Here is a 17,572-nt window from a genome sequence, read left to right as displayed (position 1 = left end):
CGCGTGCAGCAGTCAGTCGATGCGCGCGTAGGCCGGCAGGGTCAGGAAATCGGTCAGGTCGTTGCTGCGGCTCAGTTCGCCCAGCAGGGTGATGGCTTCGGCAATGCGGCTGCCGCCGGGCAGCGCGCTGGTGTCGCCCAGTCGTGCCGGCAGCTGCGCCAGGGTGCTGTCGAGCAGGCCCAGGTCGATGGCGGTGCCATCGTCCAGCTGCTGCCCCGGCGTGTGCAGCCACTGCCACAGCTGGCTGCGGCTGATCTCGGCGGTGGCCGCGTCTTCCATCAGGTGATGGATCGGCACGCAGCCGTTGCCGTCCAGCCAGGCGGCCAGGTAGCGCACGCAGACTTCCACGTTGCCCTCGAAACCGGCGCGGGTGATGCTGCCCGGCGGCCGTGCGATCAGCTCGTCGCGGCCCACGCGCACGTCCTGGCGCAGCACGCTGTGCTGGTTCGGGCCGGGCATGTGTTCGTCGAAGATCGCCTGCGCCACCGGAATCAGCGCCGGGTGTGCGACCCAGGTGCCATCGTGGCCGGCGCTGACTTCGCGCAGCTTGTCGGCGCGCACGCGGGCCATGGCCTGCTCGTTGGCCGCGGCATCGTGGTTGATCGGAATCTGTGCGGCCATGCCACCCATCGCATGCGCACCGCGGCGGTGGCAGGTCTGGATCAGCAGTTCCGAATAGGCCTTCAGGAACGGCTGGGTCATGGTCACCTGGCCACGCTCGGGCAGCACCCGGTCGGCGTGGCGGCGGAAGGTCTTCAGGTAGGAGAAGATGTAATCCCAGCGGCCGCAGTTCAGGCCGACGATGCGGTCACGCAGCGCGTGCAGGATCTCGTCCATCTCGAACACGGCCGGCAGCGTTTCGATCAGCACGGTCACCTTGATCTGCCCGTGCGGCAGGCCCAGCATCCCTTCGATGTGCGACAGCGCGGTTTCCCACAGCGCGGCCTCTTCCATGCTCTGCAGCTTGGGCAGGTAGAAGTACGGGCCGCGATCCTTGGCCTGCAGCGCGCGGGCGTTGTGGAAGGCGAACACGGCCGCGTCGAACAGGCCACCGGCCAGCGGCTGGCCGTCCACGGCCACGTGCTTTTCGTCCAGGTGCCAGCCGCGCGGGCGCACGATCAGCACCGCCTGTTCCTCAAAGGGGCGCAGGGTGTAGTGCTTGCCGTTGGCGGCGGTGAATTGCAGATCGCCACGCACGGCGGCGGCCAGCGACTGCTGCCCGGCCAGCAGGTTGCGCCAGGTGGGCGAGGTGGAATCCTCGAAGTCGGCCATGAACACCTTGGCGCCGGAGTTCAACGCGTTGATGACCATCTTCGGGTCGGTCGGGCCGGTGATCTCCACGCGGCGGTCCTGCAGCGCGGCCGGCAGCGGGGCCACGGTCCAGTCGCCACTGCGGATCGCGGCGGTGTCGCTGCGGAAGTCCGGCAGGCCGCCCTGGTCGAAGAACGCCTGGCGCTCGCGACGGGCCTGCAGCCGCGCCTGCCGACCCGGTTCCACCGCGCGGTGCAGCGACACCAGCAGGGCCAGCAGCGGCGCCGGCAGCACGGTGTCCTGGCCCGCCACACGGGTCGCCAGGGCGATGCCGGGGGTGGCCTTGGCCGGGGTGGAGGGAACGGCGGAAGCGACGGCGGACATGGGGCAACTCCAGCGGTGGGGGAACGCCCCCAAAGTGCCGCCGCACCCCAGTATTTGGCAAAACAGTTTTTGCAATGCTTTACATAAAACGTGCTAATACTTGTGACGCCATGCCCACACGCAGCCCGCCAAGTCCGCGTTTTTCCTACAAATCCGACCGGCTGAAGCCACTGCGCGCGTTCTGCCAGACGGTGCGCCTGGGCTCGGTCTCACGGGCAGCTGAGGCGCTGTTCGTCAGCCAGCCGGCCATCAGCCTGCAGTTGCAGGCGCTGGAACGCGAGCTGGGGGTGCCGCTGTTCGAGCGCAGTGGGCGGCGCCTGGTGCCCAGCCGCGAGGGCCAGCTGCTGTACGAGATGGCGCAGCCGCTGGTGGAAAGCCTGGACGGGCTGGAGGCACGCTTCCGCGACAAGGTGCGCGGGATGGATGCGGGCGAACTGAACATCGCCGCCAACAGTTCCACCATCCTGTACCTGCTGCCGAAGATCGTTGAACGCTTCCGCCAGCACCATCCCGATGTGCGCCTGACCCTGCACAACGCGATCAGCGCCGACGGCACCGACCTGTTGCGCGAGGATGCGGCCGACCTGGCCATTGGTTCGATGACCGACGTGCCGGCCGACCTGACCTATGCGCCGGCCTACCGCTTCGAGCAGGTGCTGATTGCCCCGCACGACCATCCGCTAGCCAGCGGCGGCGAGCTGGAACTGGCCGACATCGCGCGCTACCCCTTGGTGCTGCCACCGAAGCGGCAGATCACCTACCGGCTGGTGGACCAGGTCTTCCAGCGCCACCGCATTGCGTACACGGTGGCGCTGGAAGTGGGTGGCTGGGAAGTGATCAAGCAGTACGTGGCGATGGGTATGGGCATTTCCATTGTGCCGGCACTGTGCCTGCACGAAAGCGATGGCGAGCGGCTGGCGGCGCGGTCGATGAAGCGCTGGTTCCCCGAGCGCAGCTACGGGGTGATCGTGCGCCGGGGCAAGGCGTTGTCGGCGCAGGCGCGGGCGTTCATCGACCTGGTGCAGCCGGAGTTGTTCAGCCCGCGCGATTACGACCAGAGCGGGCATTCGGAGCGGTAGGTTCTGCTCTTGGTAGGTGTCGACCTTGGTCGACACGGTAGATCCACGCCATGCGTGGATACGCTTGACCTACCGGGGGTCAGCGCCCGCCGCTGCGCGACGGGATCTGACCCCATGTATAGACTGGGCCGATGTCCATCGAACTCCGCCACCTGCGCTACTTCCTGGCCGTTGCCGATACGCTGCACTTCGGCCAGGCGGCCGAGCGGCTGGGCATGTCGCAGCCGCCGCTCAGCCAGCAGATCCGGCAGCTGGAAGAACTGATCGGGGCACGTCTGTTCGTGCGCAGCCATCGCCGGGTGCAGCTGACCCCTGCCGGCGAGCTGCTGCAGGAACGCGCGCGGGCCATCGTGCAGCAGGTGGAAAGCGCGGTGGAGGAGGTGCAGCGTGCGCAGCGCGGCGAGCAGGGGGAACTACATATCGGCCTGACCCGGGCCACGCCGCTGTCGCCGCAGATTCCGCGTTCGATCCTGCACTACCGCCAGCAGTACCCGCAGGTGCGGCTGCAGCTGAGTGAGATGAACACCCTGCAGCAGATCGATGCGCTGCTGGACGGCAGCCTGGACGTGGGCATCATCCGCAAGCGCACCTTGCCGCCGGAGCTGGTGGCGCACAGCCTGTTCGTCGATCCGTTGGCGCTGATCGTGCATGCCGACCACCCTGCCCTGCGCCGGCTGTCGGCCAGCGGCGCGCTGTCGCTGCGCGATTTCGCCCAAGAGCCCTTCGTGGCCTTCCGCCGCAGCGCCGGTGCCGGTATCCACGACCACATGATCGCGCTGTGCGCGGCGGCGGGGTTCACCCCGCGCATCGTGCAGGAGGCGGGCGAGGCGTCGACCTTGATCAGCCTGGCCGCTGCGGGTCTGGGGCGGCAATCCTGCCGGCGTCGTGCGATCACATCCGCGTGGAAGGCGCACGCTTCGTGGCGATGGCCGACGCCGGCGCGCATTCGGAAGTGCAGCTGGCGTGGCGCCGCGAAGGAGTGACGCCGTTGATCCGCAATTTCGCCGGCTTGCTGCGTGGCGCCTTCGCGGCGGAATGACCGCGGCCACCTTGTAGTGGTAGTGGCCAACCTTGATTGGCCCGCGCCAGAGTGCCGACCAAGGTCGGCACCTACCAGAGCGGACGCGCGCGGAACCCCGCTGGGGTTCAGGCGATCACCGGCTGCGGGGACGCCTTGTAGTGGTAGTGGCCAACCTTGGTTGGCCCGCGCCAGAGTGCCGACCAAGGTCGGCACCTACCAGAGCGGACGCACGTGGAACCTGGCGGGGGTTCAGGCGGTCACCGGCTGCGGGGCACGCTGCTGCAGCGCCCAGATGATGCCGCCGCCGAGCAGGGTCAGCACGCCGGTGAACAGGCACACGCCCAGCCAATCCCATGCGGCGTAGGCCAGCCCGCCCACGGCGCCCAGCACGCTGCTGCCCAGGTAGTAGGCAAACAGGTACAGCGCCGAGGCTTCGGCACGCATCGAACCGGCGCGGCTGCCGACCCAGCTGCTGGCCACCGAATGCCCGCCGAAGAAACCGAAGGTGACCAGCGCGATGCCCAGTGCCATGGTGGCCAGCCACGGCAGCATCAGCAGCACGATGCCGGCGCCGATCAGGCCGAAGGAAATGGTCAGGATGCGGCCCCGCCCATGCCGCATCGCCAGCTGGCCCATCCATGCCGAGCTGAAGGTCCCCACCAGGTAGACGCTGAAGATCAGCCCGACCACGGTCTGGCTGAGGTGGTATGGCGGCGCCAGCAGGTGGTAGCCCAGGTAGTTGTACAGGGTGACGAACACGCCCATCAGCACGAACGAGGTGGCGAACAGCCATGGCAGGCCGGGGTCGGCGAACAGCGTGCGCCAGCGCGACGGCAACTGGCGCAGGCCGCCGCGACGGGCCTGGAAGTGCCGCGACGGCGGTAGCTGCAGCCACAGCAGCACGGTGCTGGCCACCGCAATGATCGACACCGCGCCGATGCCCCAGCGCCAGCCCCAATGGTCGGCAATGATGCCGGCCAGCAGGCGCCCGCTCATGCCGCCAATGGCATTGCCGCCGATGTACAGGCCCATGGCCAGGCCCAGCGCGCGGCTGTCCATCTCCTCCACCAGGTAGGTCATGGCCACCGCCGGCACGCCGCTCAGGGCCAGGCCCAGCAGGGTGCGCAGCACCAGCATCGTGGTCCAGTCGTCCACCAGCGCGGTGCACAGCGACAGCAGCGCCGAGGCCATCAGCGCCGCGATCATCAACGGCCGGCGGCCCACCGCATCGGACAGCAGGCCGGCCAGCAGCATGGCCACCGCCAGCGTGCCGGTACTCAGCGACAGCGACATCGCGCTGCCGGCGGCGGACACGCCGAAGTGGCGGCTGAACTCGGGCAGCAGCGGCTGCACCGTGTACAGCAGGCCGAAGGTGGAAAAGCCGGCCAGGAACAGCGCCACCGCGGTACGGCGGAACGCCGGGGTGCCCTGCTGGATGCGGGTGTCAGTGCCGGAATCGAGGGTACGGGGGCGGGCGCTGTCGGCCGCCGCGGTTTCGCCAGTCATGGAATCGGGTGGCCGTGGGGGCGGCCAAGGTGGGGGTCAGGCGGCCAGCGTAGGCCGCCTCATCCAGTCGATCCATAACCTGATGGGTCAGGATTGATATGTGAAACGTATCAATTCAGCTTACAGCCGCTGCCACTCGAAGCCGTCGCCGCGGCGGTAGTACACCGATACCGCACGCCCGTAGAGGGCATCGGCATCGACGAAACCGAAGAAGCGGCCGTCGAAGCTGTTGCCGCGGTGGTCGCCCAGCACCAGCACCTTGCCGGCCGGCACCTGCAGGTCGGCGATGTCCGGGCCACCGCCCATGTCCAGGTCCAGCTGCGCCTGGCGCGGACCGAAGGCTTCGGTATCGGCCAGCCCGGCGATCTGCAGCGGATGGCCGTTGATGGTCAGGTGGCCGCCGTGCAGTTGCACATTGTCACCGGCCACGGCCACCACGCGCTTGATCAGTCGGGTGCCGTCGGCCGGCGAATCGAACACGGCCACTTCGCCGCGCTGCGGGGTGCCGGTGGCCAGCAGTTGCTGGTGGGTAAAGGGCAGGCGCAGGCCGTAGGCGCGCATGTCCACCACCACGCGGTCGCCGGGCTGCAGGGTGGGCTGCATCGAGCCGCTGGGCACCACGTAGTGGTTGGCCAGGGTGTCGCGGGCGGCGGCCAGCAGGCCCAGCATCACCAGCAGGGGCAGGGCTTCTTTCTTCAGCCAGACCAGTGCGCGTTGGGAAAAGGGAGGGCGGGCGACAGCATCCATGACAGGCTCCGGGTGGGTGGTAGGTGGATCAGACCACAAGCCGGCGGGAGAGGTTCCCGGTCGGGTCGGGCAAGGGGGTCGGATCCCTTTCCGCAGTGCGGAAAGGGATCCGACCCCGGTGCGGCGCAATAAAAAACGGCGGGGTTGCCCCCGCCGTTTTCTGTTTCTTATTTCAGCCCGCGGAACTTCAGCAGCGGTTCCACCGACGGGTCCTTGCCGCGGAAATCGCGGTACAGGGTCGACAATTCCACGCTGTTGCCGCGCGAGAGGATCTTGTCGCGGAACTCCTGGCCGTTGGCCGCGGTCAGGCCACCGTGTTCGGTGAACCACTGGAACGCGTCGTGGTCCAGCACTTCGGCCCAGAAGTAGGCGTAATAGCCGGCCGAATAGCCGCCGCCCCAGATGTGGTCGAAGTAGGTGGTGCGGTAACGCGGCGGCACCTGCGGCAGGTCCACCTTGAACTTCTTCAGCGCGCTGGCTTCGAAGGCGCCCACATCCTGCAGCGGGGCATCGGCCTTCTGGGTGTGCCAGGCCAGGTCCAGCAGCGCCGCCGACAGGTATTCGGTGGTGGCGTAGCCCTGGTTGAAGCTGCGTGCCTTCAGGATCTTGTCCACCAGCTCCTGCGGCATCGGCTCGCCGGTCTTGTAGTTCTTGGCGTAGTTGGCGAACACCTTCGGGTCCAGCGCCCAGTGTTCGTTGAACTGCGAGGGGAACTCGACGAAGTCGCGCGAGGTGGCGGTGCCGGCGATCGACGGGTACTTCACGTTGGAGAACATGCCGTGCAGCGCGTGGCCGAACTCATGGAACAGCGTGGTGACGTCGTCGAAGCTGAGCAGCGCCGGCTGGCCTGCGGCCGGCTTGGTGAAGTTGCAGACGTTGTAGACCACCGGCTTGGCACCGGTCAGGCCATCCTGTTCAACGAACACGTCCATCCAGGCGCCGCCGGATTTGGTGTCACGCTTGAAGTAGTCGGTGTAGAACAGGGCCAGCGAGGTGCCGTCCTTGTCGAACACTTCGTACACCTTCATGTCCGGGTTGTAGGTCGGAATGTCGGTGCGCGGTTTGAAGGTGATGCCGTACAGCTGGGTGGCGGCGTAGAAGACGCCGTTCTGCAGCACGTTGTCCAGTTCGAAGTACGGCTTGATCTGCGATTCGTCCAGATCGTACTTGGCCTTGCGCACCTGTTCGGCGTAGAAGTCCCAGTCCGAAGCGGCCAGCTTGAAGCCGCCGTTCTGCGCGTCGATCACCTTCTGGATGTCGGCCGCTTCCTCGCGCGCCTTGGCGGTGGCCGCCGGCACGGTATCGGTCAGCAGCTTCAGCGCCGCGGCCGGAGTCTTGGCCATCTGGTCGCCCAGGTTGTAATCGGCGTAGGTGTCAAAGCCCAGCAGCTTGGCCTTCTGCGCACGCAGCTGGGCCAGGCGCTGCACGGTCTGCCGGGTGTCGTTGGCATCGCCGCGCTCGGCGCGGGTTTCCGAAGCCTTCAGCACGGCGGCGCGCTGGTCGCGATCGCTCAGCGAACCCAGCACCGGCTGCTGCGTGGTGTTCTGCAGCGGCAGCAGGAACTTGCCGTCCAGCTTGCGGGCGCTGGCGTCGTTGGCCGCGGTGTTGATCGCGTTCTCGTCCAGACCGGCCAGCTTGGCCTTGTCGTCCACCACAACGGCGGCGGCGGCGGTGGCCGCAACCAGACGGGTGTGGAACTGGGTGGACAGCGTGGTCTCTTCCACGTTCAGCTTGCGCAGGCTGGCCTTGTCGGCGTCGGACAGCTGGGCGCCAGCGCGCACCAGACCGTCGTAGTAATGCTCGACCAGGCGCTTCTGCACGGGGTCAAGCTCCAGTGTGTCGCGCTGGTCGTACAGCGACTTCACGCGGGCGAAGAGCTTCGGATCGAGGTTGATCTCATCCTGGTGCGCGGCCAGCTTCGGTGCGATCTCTTCCTGGATCTTCTGGCGCGCGTCGGTGCCATCGGCCTGGACCAGGCCGAAGAAGATGCGCGACACGCGGGTGAGGGTTTCACCGCTGCGCTCCATCGCCACCAGGGTGTTGTCGAAGGTGGCCGGCTCGGGGTTGTCGGCGATCTTGCGCACGTCGGCCAGGTGCTGGCGCATGCCTTCTTCGAAGGCCGGCAGGTAATCGCTGTCCTTGATCTTGTCGAACTGCGGCGCCTGGAACGGCAGCGTGCTGGCGCTCAGCAGCGGATTGGTGGAGGCATCGGCCGGCTGCTGGGCCGGGGTCTGCTGGGCTTCGGACACGGGGGTGGACTCCTTGCCGGAACAGGCCGCCAGCGCCAGGCTGATGGCGGCGGCCAGGACTACGGTACGCGACATGTAGAACGCTCCTTGGGCGGGCGGTAGGGAATGACAGCCCTCCACCCTACTCCTGTCGCGGCCGCCCGGCATGTGCCGGACGTGGCGTGTATGCGGCCGCTGCGGGGCGTTTCAGACCGTGCCGCGGGTCTTGCCCATCCACGGGCGGTAGAACTCACGGATGGCCGCCATGTCGGCCGCATCATCGCCGGTGGGGGTGAACAGCGGGCCGATGCCGATGGTCTTTTCCGGGTAGTGGAAGTACGCCGCCAGGACCGGCACGTCGGCCATCCGCGCGATCTTCAGGAAACCGGCCTTCCAGTCCTTCACCGCCTTGCGGGTGCCTTCGGGGGTGATGGCAAACCACATTTTTTCGTTGTTGCGCAGCAGGTCCACGGCCTGGCCGACCGTGCCCTGCGGCGCACTGCGGTCCAGCGGGATCACCCCCAGCCGGTGCAGCAGCGGGCCCAGCGGCCACCAGAACAGCGAGGCCTTGCCCAGCACCTTCACCTTCATGCCCAGCGCGATCTTGGCCGCCATGCCCCACAGCCCGTCCCAGTTGGACGAATGCGGGGCGATGATGAAGACCAGGCGCGGAATGTCCGGCAGCGTGCCGGTCACCTTCCAGCCGCCCAGGCGCAGGGTGCAGCGCGCCAGCCAGCGCAGGAAGGCGTTGGGTTTGACCTGCGGCATGTTCGGCGGCACGGCCGGCAGCAACGGCGTCGGGTTGTTCAAGCAATCACTCCCAGTCACGTGATGAGCGCCCGCGCTTGATCTGCGCGCGCCCGCGTTTGGCGTCCAGACGACGCAGTTTCGAGCCCAGGGACGGCTTGGTGGCCTTGCGCGGCTTGGGCACGTTCAGCCCAGCCTGGATGAAGGCCGCCAGCCGCTCGCGCGCATCCTCGCGATTGCGATCCTGGGTGCGGAACCGTTGCGCATCGATGACAAGCACGCCTTCGCCGGTCATGCGCCGGTCGCGGCGCGCCAGCAGGCGCTCGCGCAGCGGCTCGGGCAACGAGGGCGAGCCGGCCACATCGAAACGCAGTTCCACCGCGGTGGAGACCTTGTTGACGTTCTGCCCGCCGGCACCGCTGGCACGCACGAACCGCTCGACGATCTCGCCGTCGGGGATTTCAAGCTGCGCGCTGATGGTGACCGGTCCACTGCCCATGCGCGCATTGTAGCGGCACCGGCGCCGCCGTGGCCGCCATCGCGCACCGTATGCCGCCGATCAGGTACCGAACACGCCGCCTTCGCCTGCGCAGCAGGTATGCTGGGTCTTCCATGTACCGCAGGAAGCTTCGCATGACCCGCCTTGTTCCCGCCCTGCCCGCGCGCCTGCGCCGCGTTGCCCTGCTGCTGGCCTTGGCCGCGTGCAGCAGCCCGGTCTGGGCCGCGCCGCCGACCGACAGCGACATCAACCGCCTGCTGGCCGCCTCGCGCGCGCAGACCATGCTCGACGCGGCGCTGCCGCAGATCGAAGCGATGCAGCAGCAGCAGTTCCAGCAGGCCACCGCGCAGCGCCAACTGACCGCCCAGCAGCAGGAACAGCTGCAGCGCATCCAGGCGCGCACCAACCAGACCCTGCGCCAGGCGCTGTCGTGGCAGCAGCTGCGCCCGATGTATGTCGATCTCTACAAGAAGACCTTCAGCAAGGAAGACGTGCTGGCCATGGCCGAGTTCTACGAGAGCCCGGCCGGCCAGAGCCTGCTGGACAAGACCCCGGCACTGATGCAGAACGTGATGGTGGCCATCCAGACCCGCATGCAGCCGCTGATCACCGATCTGCAGAAGGACCTGGAAGCGATCGTGAACGAGCCGGAAAAGAAATAACCCCATCGGGGTCGGATCCCTTTCCCAACGGGAAAGGGCACTGACCCCGGGGTACCACGCCGGGCATGGCCCGGCGCTACCTTCAGTCCACCTGCCAGCCGAACAGGTCCAGCGCCTTCTGGAAACCGGCATCCACCGGCGCACGCACATCCAACATGCCGCCATCGGGGTGCGGGAAACGCAGGCGCTCGGCGTGCAGCAGCATGCGATGCACGCCCTGCATGCGGAAGTTGCGGTTGTGGCGGCCGTCACCGTGGCTGGTATCGCCAATCAGGTGGTGCGACAGGTGCTTCAGGTGCCGGCGGATCTGCCGGAAGCGACCGGTCAGCGGCTGGCAGCGCAGCAGCGCATAGCGCGAACTGGCGAATTCGCCCACCGGCACGCAGAGCTCGCCGGTGGCCAGGCGCTGGAAATCGGTCACCGCCGGCTTCTTCACCGGCTTGCCAGGCCCACCATCCAGATCGTGGTCCACCTGCCAGGCCTCCTCGGCCGGCCAGCCGCGGCAGATGGCCAGGTAATCCTTGCTCACTTCACCGCCCATCAGCGCCTTGCCCAGCGCACTGGCGGTATCGCGGTCGAAGGCCAGCAGCAGGCAGCCACTGGTGGCGCGGTCCAGGCGATGCACCAGGAAAATAGGGCGACCCAGCTGCTCGCGCAGGCGGTCGGCCAGGAAATCATCTTCGCCGCGGGCCAGCTTGCTGTCATGGACCATCAGCCCGGCCGGCTTGTTGACCACGGCCAGCCGTTCATCCAGATGCAGCAGCTGCAGGGGGGCGGTTTCGGGGGCGGTTTCGGGGGCGGTTTCGGTATCGGTACTCACCGCCGGATTATACGGGGGCGCTCGCGTGGGGTCGGATCCCTTTTCCTGCGGAAAAGGGCTCTGACCCCATACCACGGCGGCAAGAGCCATCAGCCGTTGCGCACCGCCAGCAGTTCACCATTGCCCACCGGCACCAAGCTGGTACTGAAATCCGCATCCGCATCCAGCAACGCGCGCAGCGGCTGCATCTGTGCGGCGTGCGAGGTGGCGTTGTCCACCACCAGCAGGCCGCCGGGGCGCAGCACGCGGCGCAGCTGCGGCCACCAGCCGGCGTACTGTTCGCGGTCCGAATCAAGGAACAGCAGGTCCACGCTGGCGTCGTCCGCCGCGGCCAGCCAGACCCCGGCATCGTCCTGCACCAGGGTGATGCGCCCGCCCAGCCCGCTGCGAGCGAAGTTCGCGCGCGCCATCGCCACCTTGTCCGCAGCGTATTCCAGCGTGGTCACGTGGCCATCGATCGCTGCGGCGGCCTCGGCCAGCCACAGGGTGGAATAGCCATTGGACGTGCCGATTTCCAGCACGCGCCGGGCCTGGCCGAAACGCACCAGCACCGACAGCAGTTCACCGGTGTCGGCGGTGATGTTCAGCATGCGCCGGCCACGTTCGCTTTCGCGCGCATCGTTGTCGGCGCCGTGGCGCGCCAGTTCGTCCTTCAGTGCTGCCAGATCCATGTCTCGTCCTGCAGGGCGTGCCGCATTCGGCACGTTCAGATGATTGTCGCGCGAACGCAGCAGCAGCAGCGAGTGGCGCACCCCACGCGGTTTCTGCCACCGCGCTGTGATCCTGCGCGCTTTTCGGAAATGTTGCATGGATCGCCCGCATCTGCGCTGCGATAGTCCCGGCCCTCTCGGCGCACGCCCCGGCACACGCGCCTGTTTCCCGAATCCCGCAAGGACCCCGCCATGCCCCTGGATATTCTGGCGATCGGCGCCCACCCCGATGACATTGAACTGGGCTGCGGTGGCAGCCTGGCCAAACTGGCCCGCGACGGCGCGCGCGTGCATGCACTGGTGCTGAGCCGTGGCGGCCGCGGCTGCCACGACGGCGCCGATCGCAGCGGCGAATCGCATCGCGCCCTGCAGCAGCTGGGCGCCCTGCACGTGCAGCAGTGCGACTTTCCCGATACCTGCTTCCCGGCCTGCCGCAACGAGCTGATCGCGACCATCGAACGTGCCTGCGCCACCGTGGCACCGCAGCGCGTCTACACCATGTGCGGCCAGGACCACCACCAGGACCATCGCACCGTGCATGAGTGCTCGATCATCGCCTGCCGCGGCGTGGGCCAGGTGCTGTGCTACGAAAGCCCGAGCACGCTGCCGCAGTTCGCGCCACAGGTGTTCGAAGACATCAGCGCCCAACTGGAGCAGAAGATCCTGGCGCTGCGCGAACATGCCAGCCAGGGCGAACGCCAGTACATGCAGGAAAGCCATCTGCGCTGCCATGCGCAGTTCCGTGGCCAGCAGATCGGCCTGGGGCCGTGCGAAGGCTTCCTGGCCCACCGGATGGTGCTGTGATGAAGACGCTGCTGTTCCTGGCCATGTGCGTCTTCATTGGCGTGCGCCTGCTGGTGCATGCCGCGCGCCGGCCCAGCGCGCGGCTGCACAGCATCGACGCCATCGTGCCCGCCTACAACGAAGCGCCGTGCCTGGCGCGCTCGCTCACCGACCTGCTGCACAACCGCTACGTGGCGCGGGTGATCTGCGTGAACGATGGTTCCACCGATACCACCGCGCAGGTGCTGGACGCGCTGCAGGCGCAGTGGCCCGGGCGCCTGCTTGCGGTACACCAGGCCAACACGGGCAAGGGTGGTGCGTTGATGCACGGCCTGCAGCATGTCACCGCCGAACAGGTGTTCCTGACCGATGCCGATACACGCATCGACCCCCAGGGCGATGGCCTGGGCCACCTGCTGGCCGAGATCGAACGCGGCGCCGATGCTGTGGGCGGCGTACCTTCCTCCTGCCTGCGCGGCGCCGGCTTCCTGCCCCATGTGCGCGCCAGCCTGAAGCTGCCGATGATCGTGATCAAGCGCAGCTTCCAGCAGTGGCTGGGCGGCGCGCCCTTCATCGTCTCCGGTTCGTGCGGGCTGTTCCGCACCGCCGTGCTGCGCAAGGTGGGGTTTTCCGACCGCACCCGCGTGGAAGACCTGGACATGTCGTGGTCGCTGGTGGCGCAGGGCTTCCGCGTGCGGCAGAGCATCCGCTGCGTGGTCTACCCGCAGGAATGCAACACGCTGCGCGAGGAATGGCGACGCTGGCGGCGCTGGATCGTGGGCTATGCGGTCTGCATGCGCCTGCACCGCGGCCTGCTGCTCAGCCGCTTCGGGGTGTTCAGCATCCTGCCGATGCTCCTGCTGGCACTGCTGGGCGTGGCTGCTTCGCTGCATGTGTGGTTCGGTGCCGCGCAGGTGCACGGCCCGGGTGGGCTGGTGCTGGCGGTGATGCCGCTGGTGTGGATCGGCATCGTGATGTCACTGGCGGTGGTCAGCGCGGTGCACCACCGCAGCGCCTGGCTGGTGCCCGCCGCCGCGTTTTCCATGCTGTACGTGCTGCTGGCCTACGCCATCTGGCTGGTGCACGGGCTGAAGGGGCTGTGCACCGGGCGCGAGCCGGCACGCGACAAGCCGACGAGGTACCCGCATGTGGTGGAATGACCTGCAGGCGATGGCCACCGCGTTGGCCGCGATGTCACCTGCCATCGACCCGCAGGCACAGGTCTCGCCGCGTGCCATCGTGCAGGGTGCGGTGCGCATCGGCGCCGGTACACGCGTCTGCGATGGCGCCCATATCCAGGGCCCGGTAATGATCGGCCGCGACTGCGTGATCGGCAACCACGCGCTGCTGCGCGGGCCGTTGCAGATTGGCGATGGAACGCGCATCGGCTTCGCCAGCGAACTGAAGCACGCGCTGATCGGCCAGCAGGTCAGCATCGGCCCGCAGTGCTTCATCGGTGACAGCCGCATTGACGACCACGCCTATCTGGGCGCACTGGTGCGCACCAGCAACCATCGCCTGGATGGCGCCCACATCCGCGTGCATGTGGACGGCAACGTGCACGACAGCCAGCGCGGCAAGCTGGGCGCATGGATCGGCGCACGCGCCGCGCTGGGCGTCGGCGTGATCATCCTGCCCGGGCGCATCGTCGCTGCGGGCAGCCAGTTCGGCCCACGCATCACCGTGGAACGAAACCTGCCGCCGGGCCGCTACCGGCTGGCGCAGCAGCTGCATTCCCAACCCCTGGAGTAACCACCATGCGATTGATCTTCCGTGGCGCACTGCCGTGCGCTCTGCTGCTGGCCGTGTCCAGCGCCCACGCCGGCATCGACCGGGTTGCGCTGCAACTGGACCACGCCGACTACACCGATGGCTTCGGCCACCGCGATGTGCAGACCCTGGACGTGGCCGGGCGCAGTGGCGACAGCCGTTGGCACCTGGGCCTGGCCCATGGCGAGCGTGACTACGGCAGTGCCCGTTTCGGCGGCAACCGGGTGCAGGGCTCGCTGCACCACACCTGGTCGCCGCGGTTTTCCACCCGCACCGCGGCCACGGCGTCCAACGACGATCCGGTGTTCGTGAACCGGCAGATCCAGCAGGACCTGCAATGGAAGGTAACGCCGCAGACCGTGCTGAGCGTGGGCGGCAAGTACGCCGAATACCACGCCGGCGCCTACGTCAGCGGCTGGTCGATCGGGGCGTCGCACTACTTCCCGCGGGTGACCGCCTCGCTGCGGCATGAGCGCCACCGCCAGTCGAACGGCCCCGATGGCCACGGCACCACGGTGTCGCTGCGGCTGAAGGACAGCAGTGGGCGCGGCTCCACCCAGCTGTGGCTGGGCCAGGGTACCTCCGGGTATACCGCCGATGCGGACCCGCTGCTGCTGCGCGAACACGACAGCAAGCGCGTCTTCCTGCGCCGCAACCAGCCGCTGGGCCAGCATCTGATGCTGGAAGCCGGGCTGGGCAAGACCTGGCATTCAACGCGTCTGGATCGCTTCCAGAGCGTGCAGTCGCACCTGGGCCTGGGCTACCACTGGTAGCCACAGGGGGTTGGCAGCGTGCGCGCTGCCAGCCGATCAGCCATGCGGGCTCAGCGCCACCAGGCGCGGACCAGCGCAACCGCGCCCAGCACCGCCGCACCCAGCCCCAGCATGGGCAGGTCGCCCCAGTACCAGCCCGGCGGCCGCAGCACGTACAGCAGCGCGGCAATGGCCAGCAGGCCCACGCCGGTGATCGCCCCGACCGCGCGCTTCTGCAGCTTCTGCAGGCTGGCGTCCAGCGCCACCAGATCGCGCGAACGCATGGCCAGTTCGTGGCGGCCTTCCACCTGCTGGCTCAGCCAGGCATGCACCAGGCGCGGCATGTCCGGCGCGTGGGTCATGATTTCCGGCAGGCGCTTGCCGATCTCGCGCACCACCCGGCGCGGGCTGTAGCGCTCGCGCAGGATCTTCGCCAGCACCGGCTTGGCCACGGCCCAGATGTCGATCTGCGGGTCCAGCTGGCGGCCCACGCCTTCGATGTTCAGCAGGGTCTTCTGCAGCAGAATCAGCTGCGGCTGCAGGGTCAGCTGGTAGCGCTGGGCCACCCGGAACAGCTTCAGCAGCACTTCGGCCAGCGAAATCTGCGACAGCGGCCGGGTGAAGTACGGTTCGCACACCGAACGCACCGCCGCTTCCAGATCATCGATGCGCACGTTGTCCGGCATCCAGCGTGCCTGCACGTGCAGTTCGGCAATGCGGCGGTAGTCGCGGTTGAAGATGGCCATGAAGTTCTCGGCCAGGTAGTACTGATCTTCCTGCGAGAGCTGGCCCATGATGCCGAAGTCCAGCGCGATGAAGCGCGGGTTGTCGCGGCGCGCCGGATCGGTGTCGACCCAGATGTTGCCGGCGTGCGCGTCGGCGTGGAAGAAGTTGTCGCGGAACACCTGGGTGTAGAACACCCGCACGCCCTTGGCGGCCAGCGCCTTGCGGTCGATGCCGGCCTGGTCCAGGGCGACGATGTCGTCGGACGGAATGCCCCACACCCGTTCCAGGGTCAGCGCGCGTTCGGCGGTGTGGCTCCAGATCACTTCCGGCACGTACAGATCGTCGCTGTTTTCCCAGAAGCGGCGCAGCACGCTGGCATTGGCGCCTTCGCGCTGCAGGTCCAGCTCGGCGGCCAGGGTGTTTTCCACCTCGGCCACCACTTCGCGTGGACGGATCTTGTCGGCGCGCGGGTGGGTGCGCTCGACCAGGCTGGCCAGCGAGCTCAACAGCGCGATGTCGGCGTCGATCTGCTTCTCGATGCCCGGGCGCAGCACCTTCACCACCACCTGGCGGCCATCGGCCAGGGTGGCGGCGTGCACCTGCGCGATCGAGGCCGAGGCCAGCGGTTCGGTATCGAAGCTGGCAAAGGCCTCGCTGACCGGCAGGCCCAGCGCTTCTTCCACGATGCGGCGCGCGGTATCGCCGTCGAACGGCTTGACCCGGTCCTGCAGCAGGGTCAGTTCATTGGCCACGTCCGGCGGCACCAGGTCCCGGCGGGTCGACAGGATCTGGCCGAACTTGACGAAGATCGGGCCCAGGTCCTGCAGCGCCAGGCGCAGGCGTGCGCCACGCGACTGAGCGGCAATGGCGGCCGGTGCGCGCGGCACGAACGGCTTGGCCAGGCGCAGCCAGCGCTCGGCCGCGGTGCCCTGCAGCAGGTCGTCCAGGCGGTAACGCAGAATGACACGGCCGATGCGGTTGGCCCGCATCAGGGCCTTCATGCGGCACCCCGCAGGCGCTGCACGCGCACCTGCAATCGTTCAACGTCGTCGCGCAGCACGTCCACGTCATCGTGGAAGGCGTCCAGTTCGCCACGCGGCACCACGTCACGCGATTCTTCGGTGACGAATTCGGCGGCACTGTGGGCCAGGTCGATGGCGCCCTGGCGCGCGTGCTGCAAGGCGCTGCGCAGGGTGTTGGCCACCTGCACGCCCAGCACGTCGCCGAACACGCTCACGAACGGCTGCTGCCAGTCCGGATCGAAGCCCTTGGCCAGCTGCTGCAGGCGGCGCGCCAGTTCGGCATCGCCGGCCACGCGTACGCGGCCCTTGCCGGCGTCGTCGCCACGCCGCGCGTTGGCCAGCAGCGGCAACTGCGCCAGCACCCCGGCCAGGCTGCTGCGCACGGCCAGGTCGGCTTCCTGGGCGTCCACCGGGCCGACCCGCAGCTGGTCGCCGTCCACGCTGATGCGCATGGCCAGCGCCGGCGCTTCCAGGGTCAGGTCGATGTGCCGGCCGTGCAGGCTGGCCAGGGCGTGGCGGGTGTCCAGATCCAGCGCCAGGGCGCGGTTCAGGGCGATCTGCAGGGCGCGGCCAGCGACCGGCTTGAGGGACTTGAGCAGGGAAAGAGCCATCTGCGCATTCTACCTGCGCTGGTGGCGGGCTTGGGCCGGGCTGCCGCCCGGCGCCCTCGTAGAGTCGAGCCATGCTCGACTGAAGCAACTGCACATTGCGTGGGGAGTCGGGCCGGGGTGGGCAGGCGGGACACGCCGTCAACCCATCCATGGGGGCTCGTAGGCGCCATCCATGGCGCCTGCGGTCCCGCCTGCCCACCCCGGCCCGCCTCTGACAGTCTGCTGCGATCTGTCGGAGCAAGCGGGGTCGGATC

The 17,572-nt window shown here is 68.2% G+C and carries 16 protein-coding genes and 1 pseudogene; 7 read left to right on the top strand and 10 right to left on the bottom strand.

Annotated features, from left to right (window positions below; genetic code table 11):
- Positions 1 to 12: 12 nt before the first annotated feature.
- On the bottom strand, positions 13 to 1,635 hold the full coding sequence (gene aceB / locus C1932_RS01025; RefSeq protein WP_108760921.1) for a malate synthase A: 1,623 nt from the start codon (positions 1,633 to 1,635) through the stop codon (positions 13 to 15).
- A gap of 110 nt (positions 1,636 to 1,745) precedes the next feature.
- On the opposite strand from aceB, the gene C1932_RS01020 reads away from it, so the two are divergent.
- Positions 1,746 to 2,714, top strand: a complete 969-nt coding sequence (locus C1932_RS01020; RefSeq protein WP_108748102.1) for a LysR family transcriptional regulator — start codon at positions 1,746 to 1,748, stop codon at positions 2,712 to 2,714.
- 131 nt (positions 2,715 to 2,845) lie between these two features.
- Positions 2,846 to 3,753 (top strand): annotated as a pseudogene (locus tag C1932_RS01015) (LysR substrate-binding domain-containing protein).
- A 231-nt stretch (positions 3,754 to 3,984) separates the two neighbouring features.
- Here C1932_RS01015 and C1932_RS01010 read toward each other — a convergent pair.
- From C1932_RS01010 to arfB, 5 genes are all read right to left on the bottom strand, one after another.
- Positions 3,985 to 5,241 carry an MFS transporter gene (locus C1932_RS01010; protein ID WP_108760920.1) on the bottom strand — a complete coding sequence of 419 codons (1,257 nt, stop codon included), beginning with the start codon at positions 5,239 to 5,241 and terminating at the stop codon, positions 3,985 to 3,987.
- 120 nt (positions 5,242 to 5,361) lie between these two features.
- Positions 5,362 to 5,988 (bottom strand): signal peptidase I, encoded by a 627-nt coding sequence (gene lepB, locus C1932_RS01005; protein ID WP_108760919.1) that lies wholly within the window; start codon positions 5,986 to 5,988, stop codon positions 5,362 to 5,364.
- Positions 5,989 to 6,155: 167 nt separating this feature from the next.
- Positions 6,156 to 8,312 (bottom strand): peptidyl-dipeptidase Dcp, encoded by a 2,157-nt coding sequence (dcp, locus tag C1932_RS01000; RefSeq protein WP_108760918.1) that lies wholly within the window; start codon positions 8,310 to 8,312, stop codon positions 6,156 to 6,158.
- A 111-nt stretch (positions 8,313 to 8,423) separates the two neighbouring features.
- Entirely contained in the window at positions 8,424 to 8,984 is a 561-nt protein-coding gene (locus C1932_RS00995) for a lysophospholipid acyltransferase family protein (protein ID WP_233614934.1), read from the bottom strand.
- Positions 8,985 to 9,030: 46 nt separating this feature from the next.
- Positions 9,031 to 9,462: an alternative ribosome rescue aminoacyl-tRNA hydrolase ArfB gene (gene arfB / locus C1932_RS00990; RefSeq protein ID WP_108748096.1), complete on the bottom strand. Its 432-nt coding sequence runs from the start codon at positions 9,460 to 9,462 to the stop codon at positions 9,031 to 9,033.
- Positions 9,463 to 9,596: 134 nt separating this feature from the next.
- On the opposite strand from arfB, the gene C1932_RS00985 reads away from it, so the two are divergent.
- Positions 9,597 to 10,124 carry a DUF2059 domain-containing protein gene (locus C1932_RS00985; protein ID WP_108748095.1) on the top strand — a complete coding sequence of 176 codons (528 nt, stop codon included), beginning with the start codon at positions 9,597 to 9,599 and terminating at the stop codon, positions 10,122 to 10,124.
- Between the two features lie 82 nt (positions 10,125 to 10,206).
- Here the strand turns inward: C1932_RS00985 and C1932_RS00980 are convergent, their stop codons facing one another.
- Both C1932_RS00980 and C1932_RS00975 read right to left on the bottom strand, forming a co-directional pair.
- Positions 10,207 to 10,944: a pseudouridine synthase gene (locus tag C1932_RS00980; protein WP_108760917.1), complete on the bottom strand. Its 738-nt coding sequence runs from the start codon at positions 10,942 to 10,944 to the stop codon at positions 10,207 to 10,209.
- An 89-nt stretch (positions 10,945 to 11,033) separates the two neighbouring features.
- Positions 11,034 to 11,615, bottom strand: a complete 582-nt coding sequence (locus C1932_RS00975; RefSeq protein WP_108763309.1) for a class I SAM-dependent methyltransferase — start codon at positions 11,613 to 11,615, stop codon at positions 11,034 to 11,036.
- Between the two features lie 231 nt (positions 11,616 to 11,846).
- Between C1932_RS00975 and C1932_RS00970 the strand changes: the two genes are divergently transcribed.
- The 4 genes from C1932_RS00970 to C1932_RS00955 are packed head-to-tail and all read left to right on the top strand — an operon-like array spanning position 11,847 to position 14,980.
- Complete coding sequence (locus tag C1932_RS00970) at positions 11,847 to 12,458, top strand: PIG-L deacetylase family protein (RefSeq protein WP_108760916.1); 612 nt, start codon at positions 11,847 to 11,849, stop codon at positions 12,456 to 12,458.
- Positions 12,458 to 13,597 (top strand): glycosyltransferase family 2 protein, encoded by a 1,140-nt coding sequence (locus tag C1932_RS00965; RefSeq protein ID WP_108760915.1) that lies wholly within the window; start codon positions 12,458 to 12,460, stop codon positions 13,595 to 13,597. The genes C1932_RS00970 and C1932_RS00965 overlap by 1 nt, the downstream gene beginning before the upstream one ends.
- Positions 13,584 to 14,189, top strand: coding sequence for an acetyltransferase (locus tag C1932_RS00960; RefSeq protein ID WP_108760914.1), 606 nt, complete (start codon positions 13,584 to 13,586; stop codon positions 14,187 to 14,189). Before C1932_RS00965 ends, C1932_RS00960 begins: the two co-directional genes overlap by 14 nt.
- Before the next feature lie 5 nt (positions 14,190 to 14,194).
- Positions 14,195 to 14,980 (top strand): YaiO family outer membrane beta-barrel protein, encoded by a 786-nt coding sequence (locus tag C1932_RS00955; protein ID WP_108760913.1) that lies wholly within the window; start codon positions 14,195 to 14,197, stop codon positions 14,978 to 14,980.
- A 50-nt stretch (positions 14,981 to 15,030) separates the two neighbouring features.
- On the opposite strand, the gene ubiB is transcribed toward C1932_RS00955, so the two are convergent.
- Entirely contained in the window at positions 15,031 to 16,686 is a 1,656-nt protein-coding gene (gene ubiB, locus C1932_RS00950) for a ubiquinone biosynthesis regulatory protein kinase UbiB (protein ID WP_108760912.1), read from the bottom strand.
- Entirely contained in the window at positions 16,683 to 17,318 is a 636-nt protein-coding gene (locus tag C1932_RS00945; RefSeq protein WP_108760911.1) for an SCP2 sterol-binding domain-containing protein, read from the bottom strand. Before C1932_RS00945 ends, ubiB begins: the two co-directional genes overlap by 4 nt.
- Positions 17,319 to 17,572 lie beyond the last annotated feature (254 nt).

The sequence above is a fragment of the Stenotrophomonas sp. YAU14D1_LEIMI4_1 genome, assembly GCF_003086815.1.
Classification (GTDB): domain Bacteria; phylum Pseudomonadota; class Gammaproteobacteria; order Xanthomonadales; family Xanthomonadaceae; genus Stenotrophomonas.
Note: the sequence above shows the minus strand (reverse complement) of the source record. Positions and strands in the feature narration are given on the sequence as shown.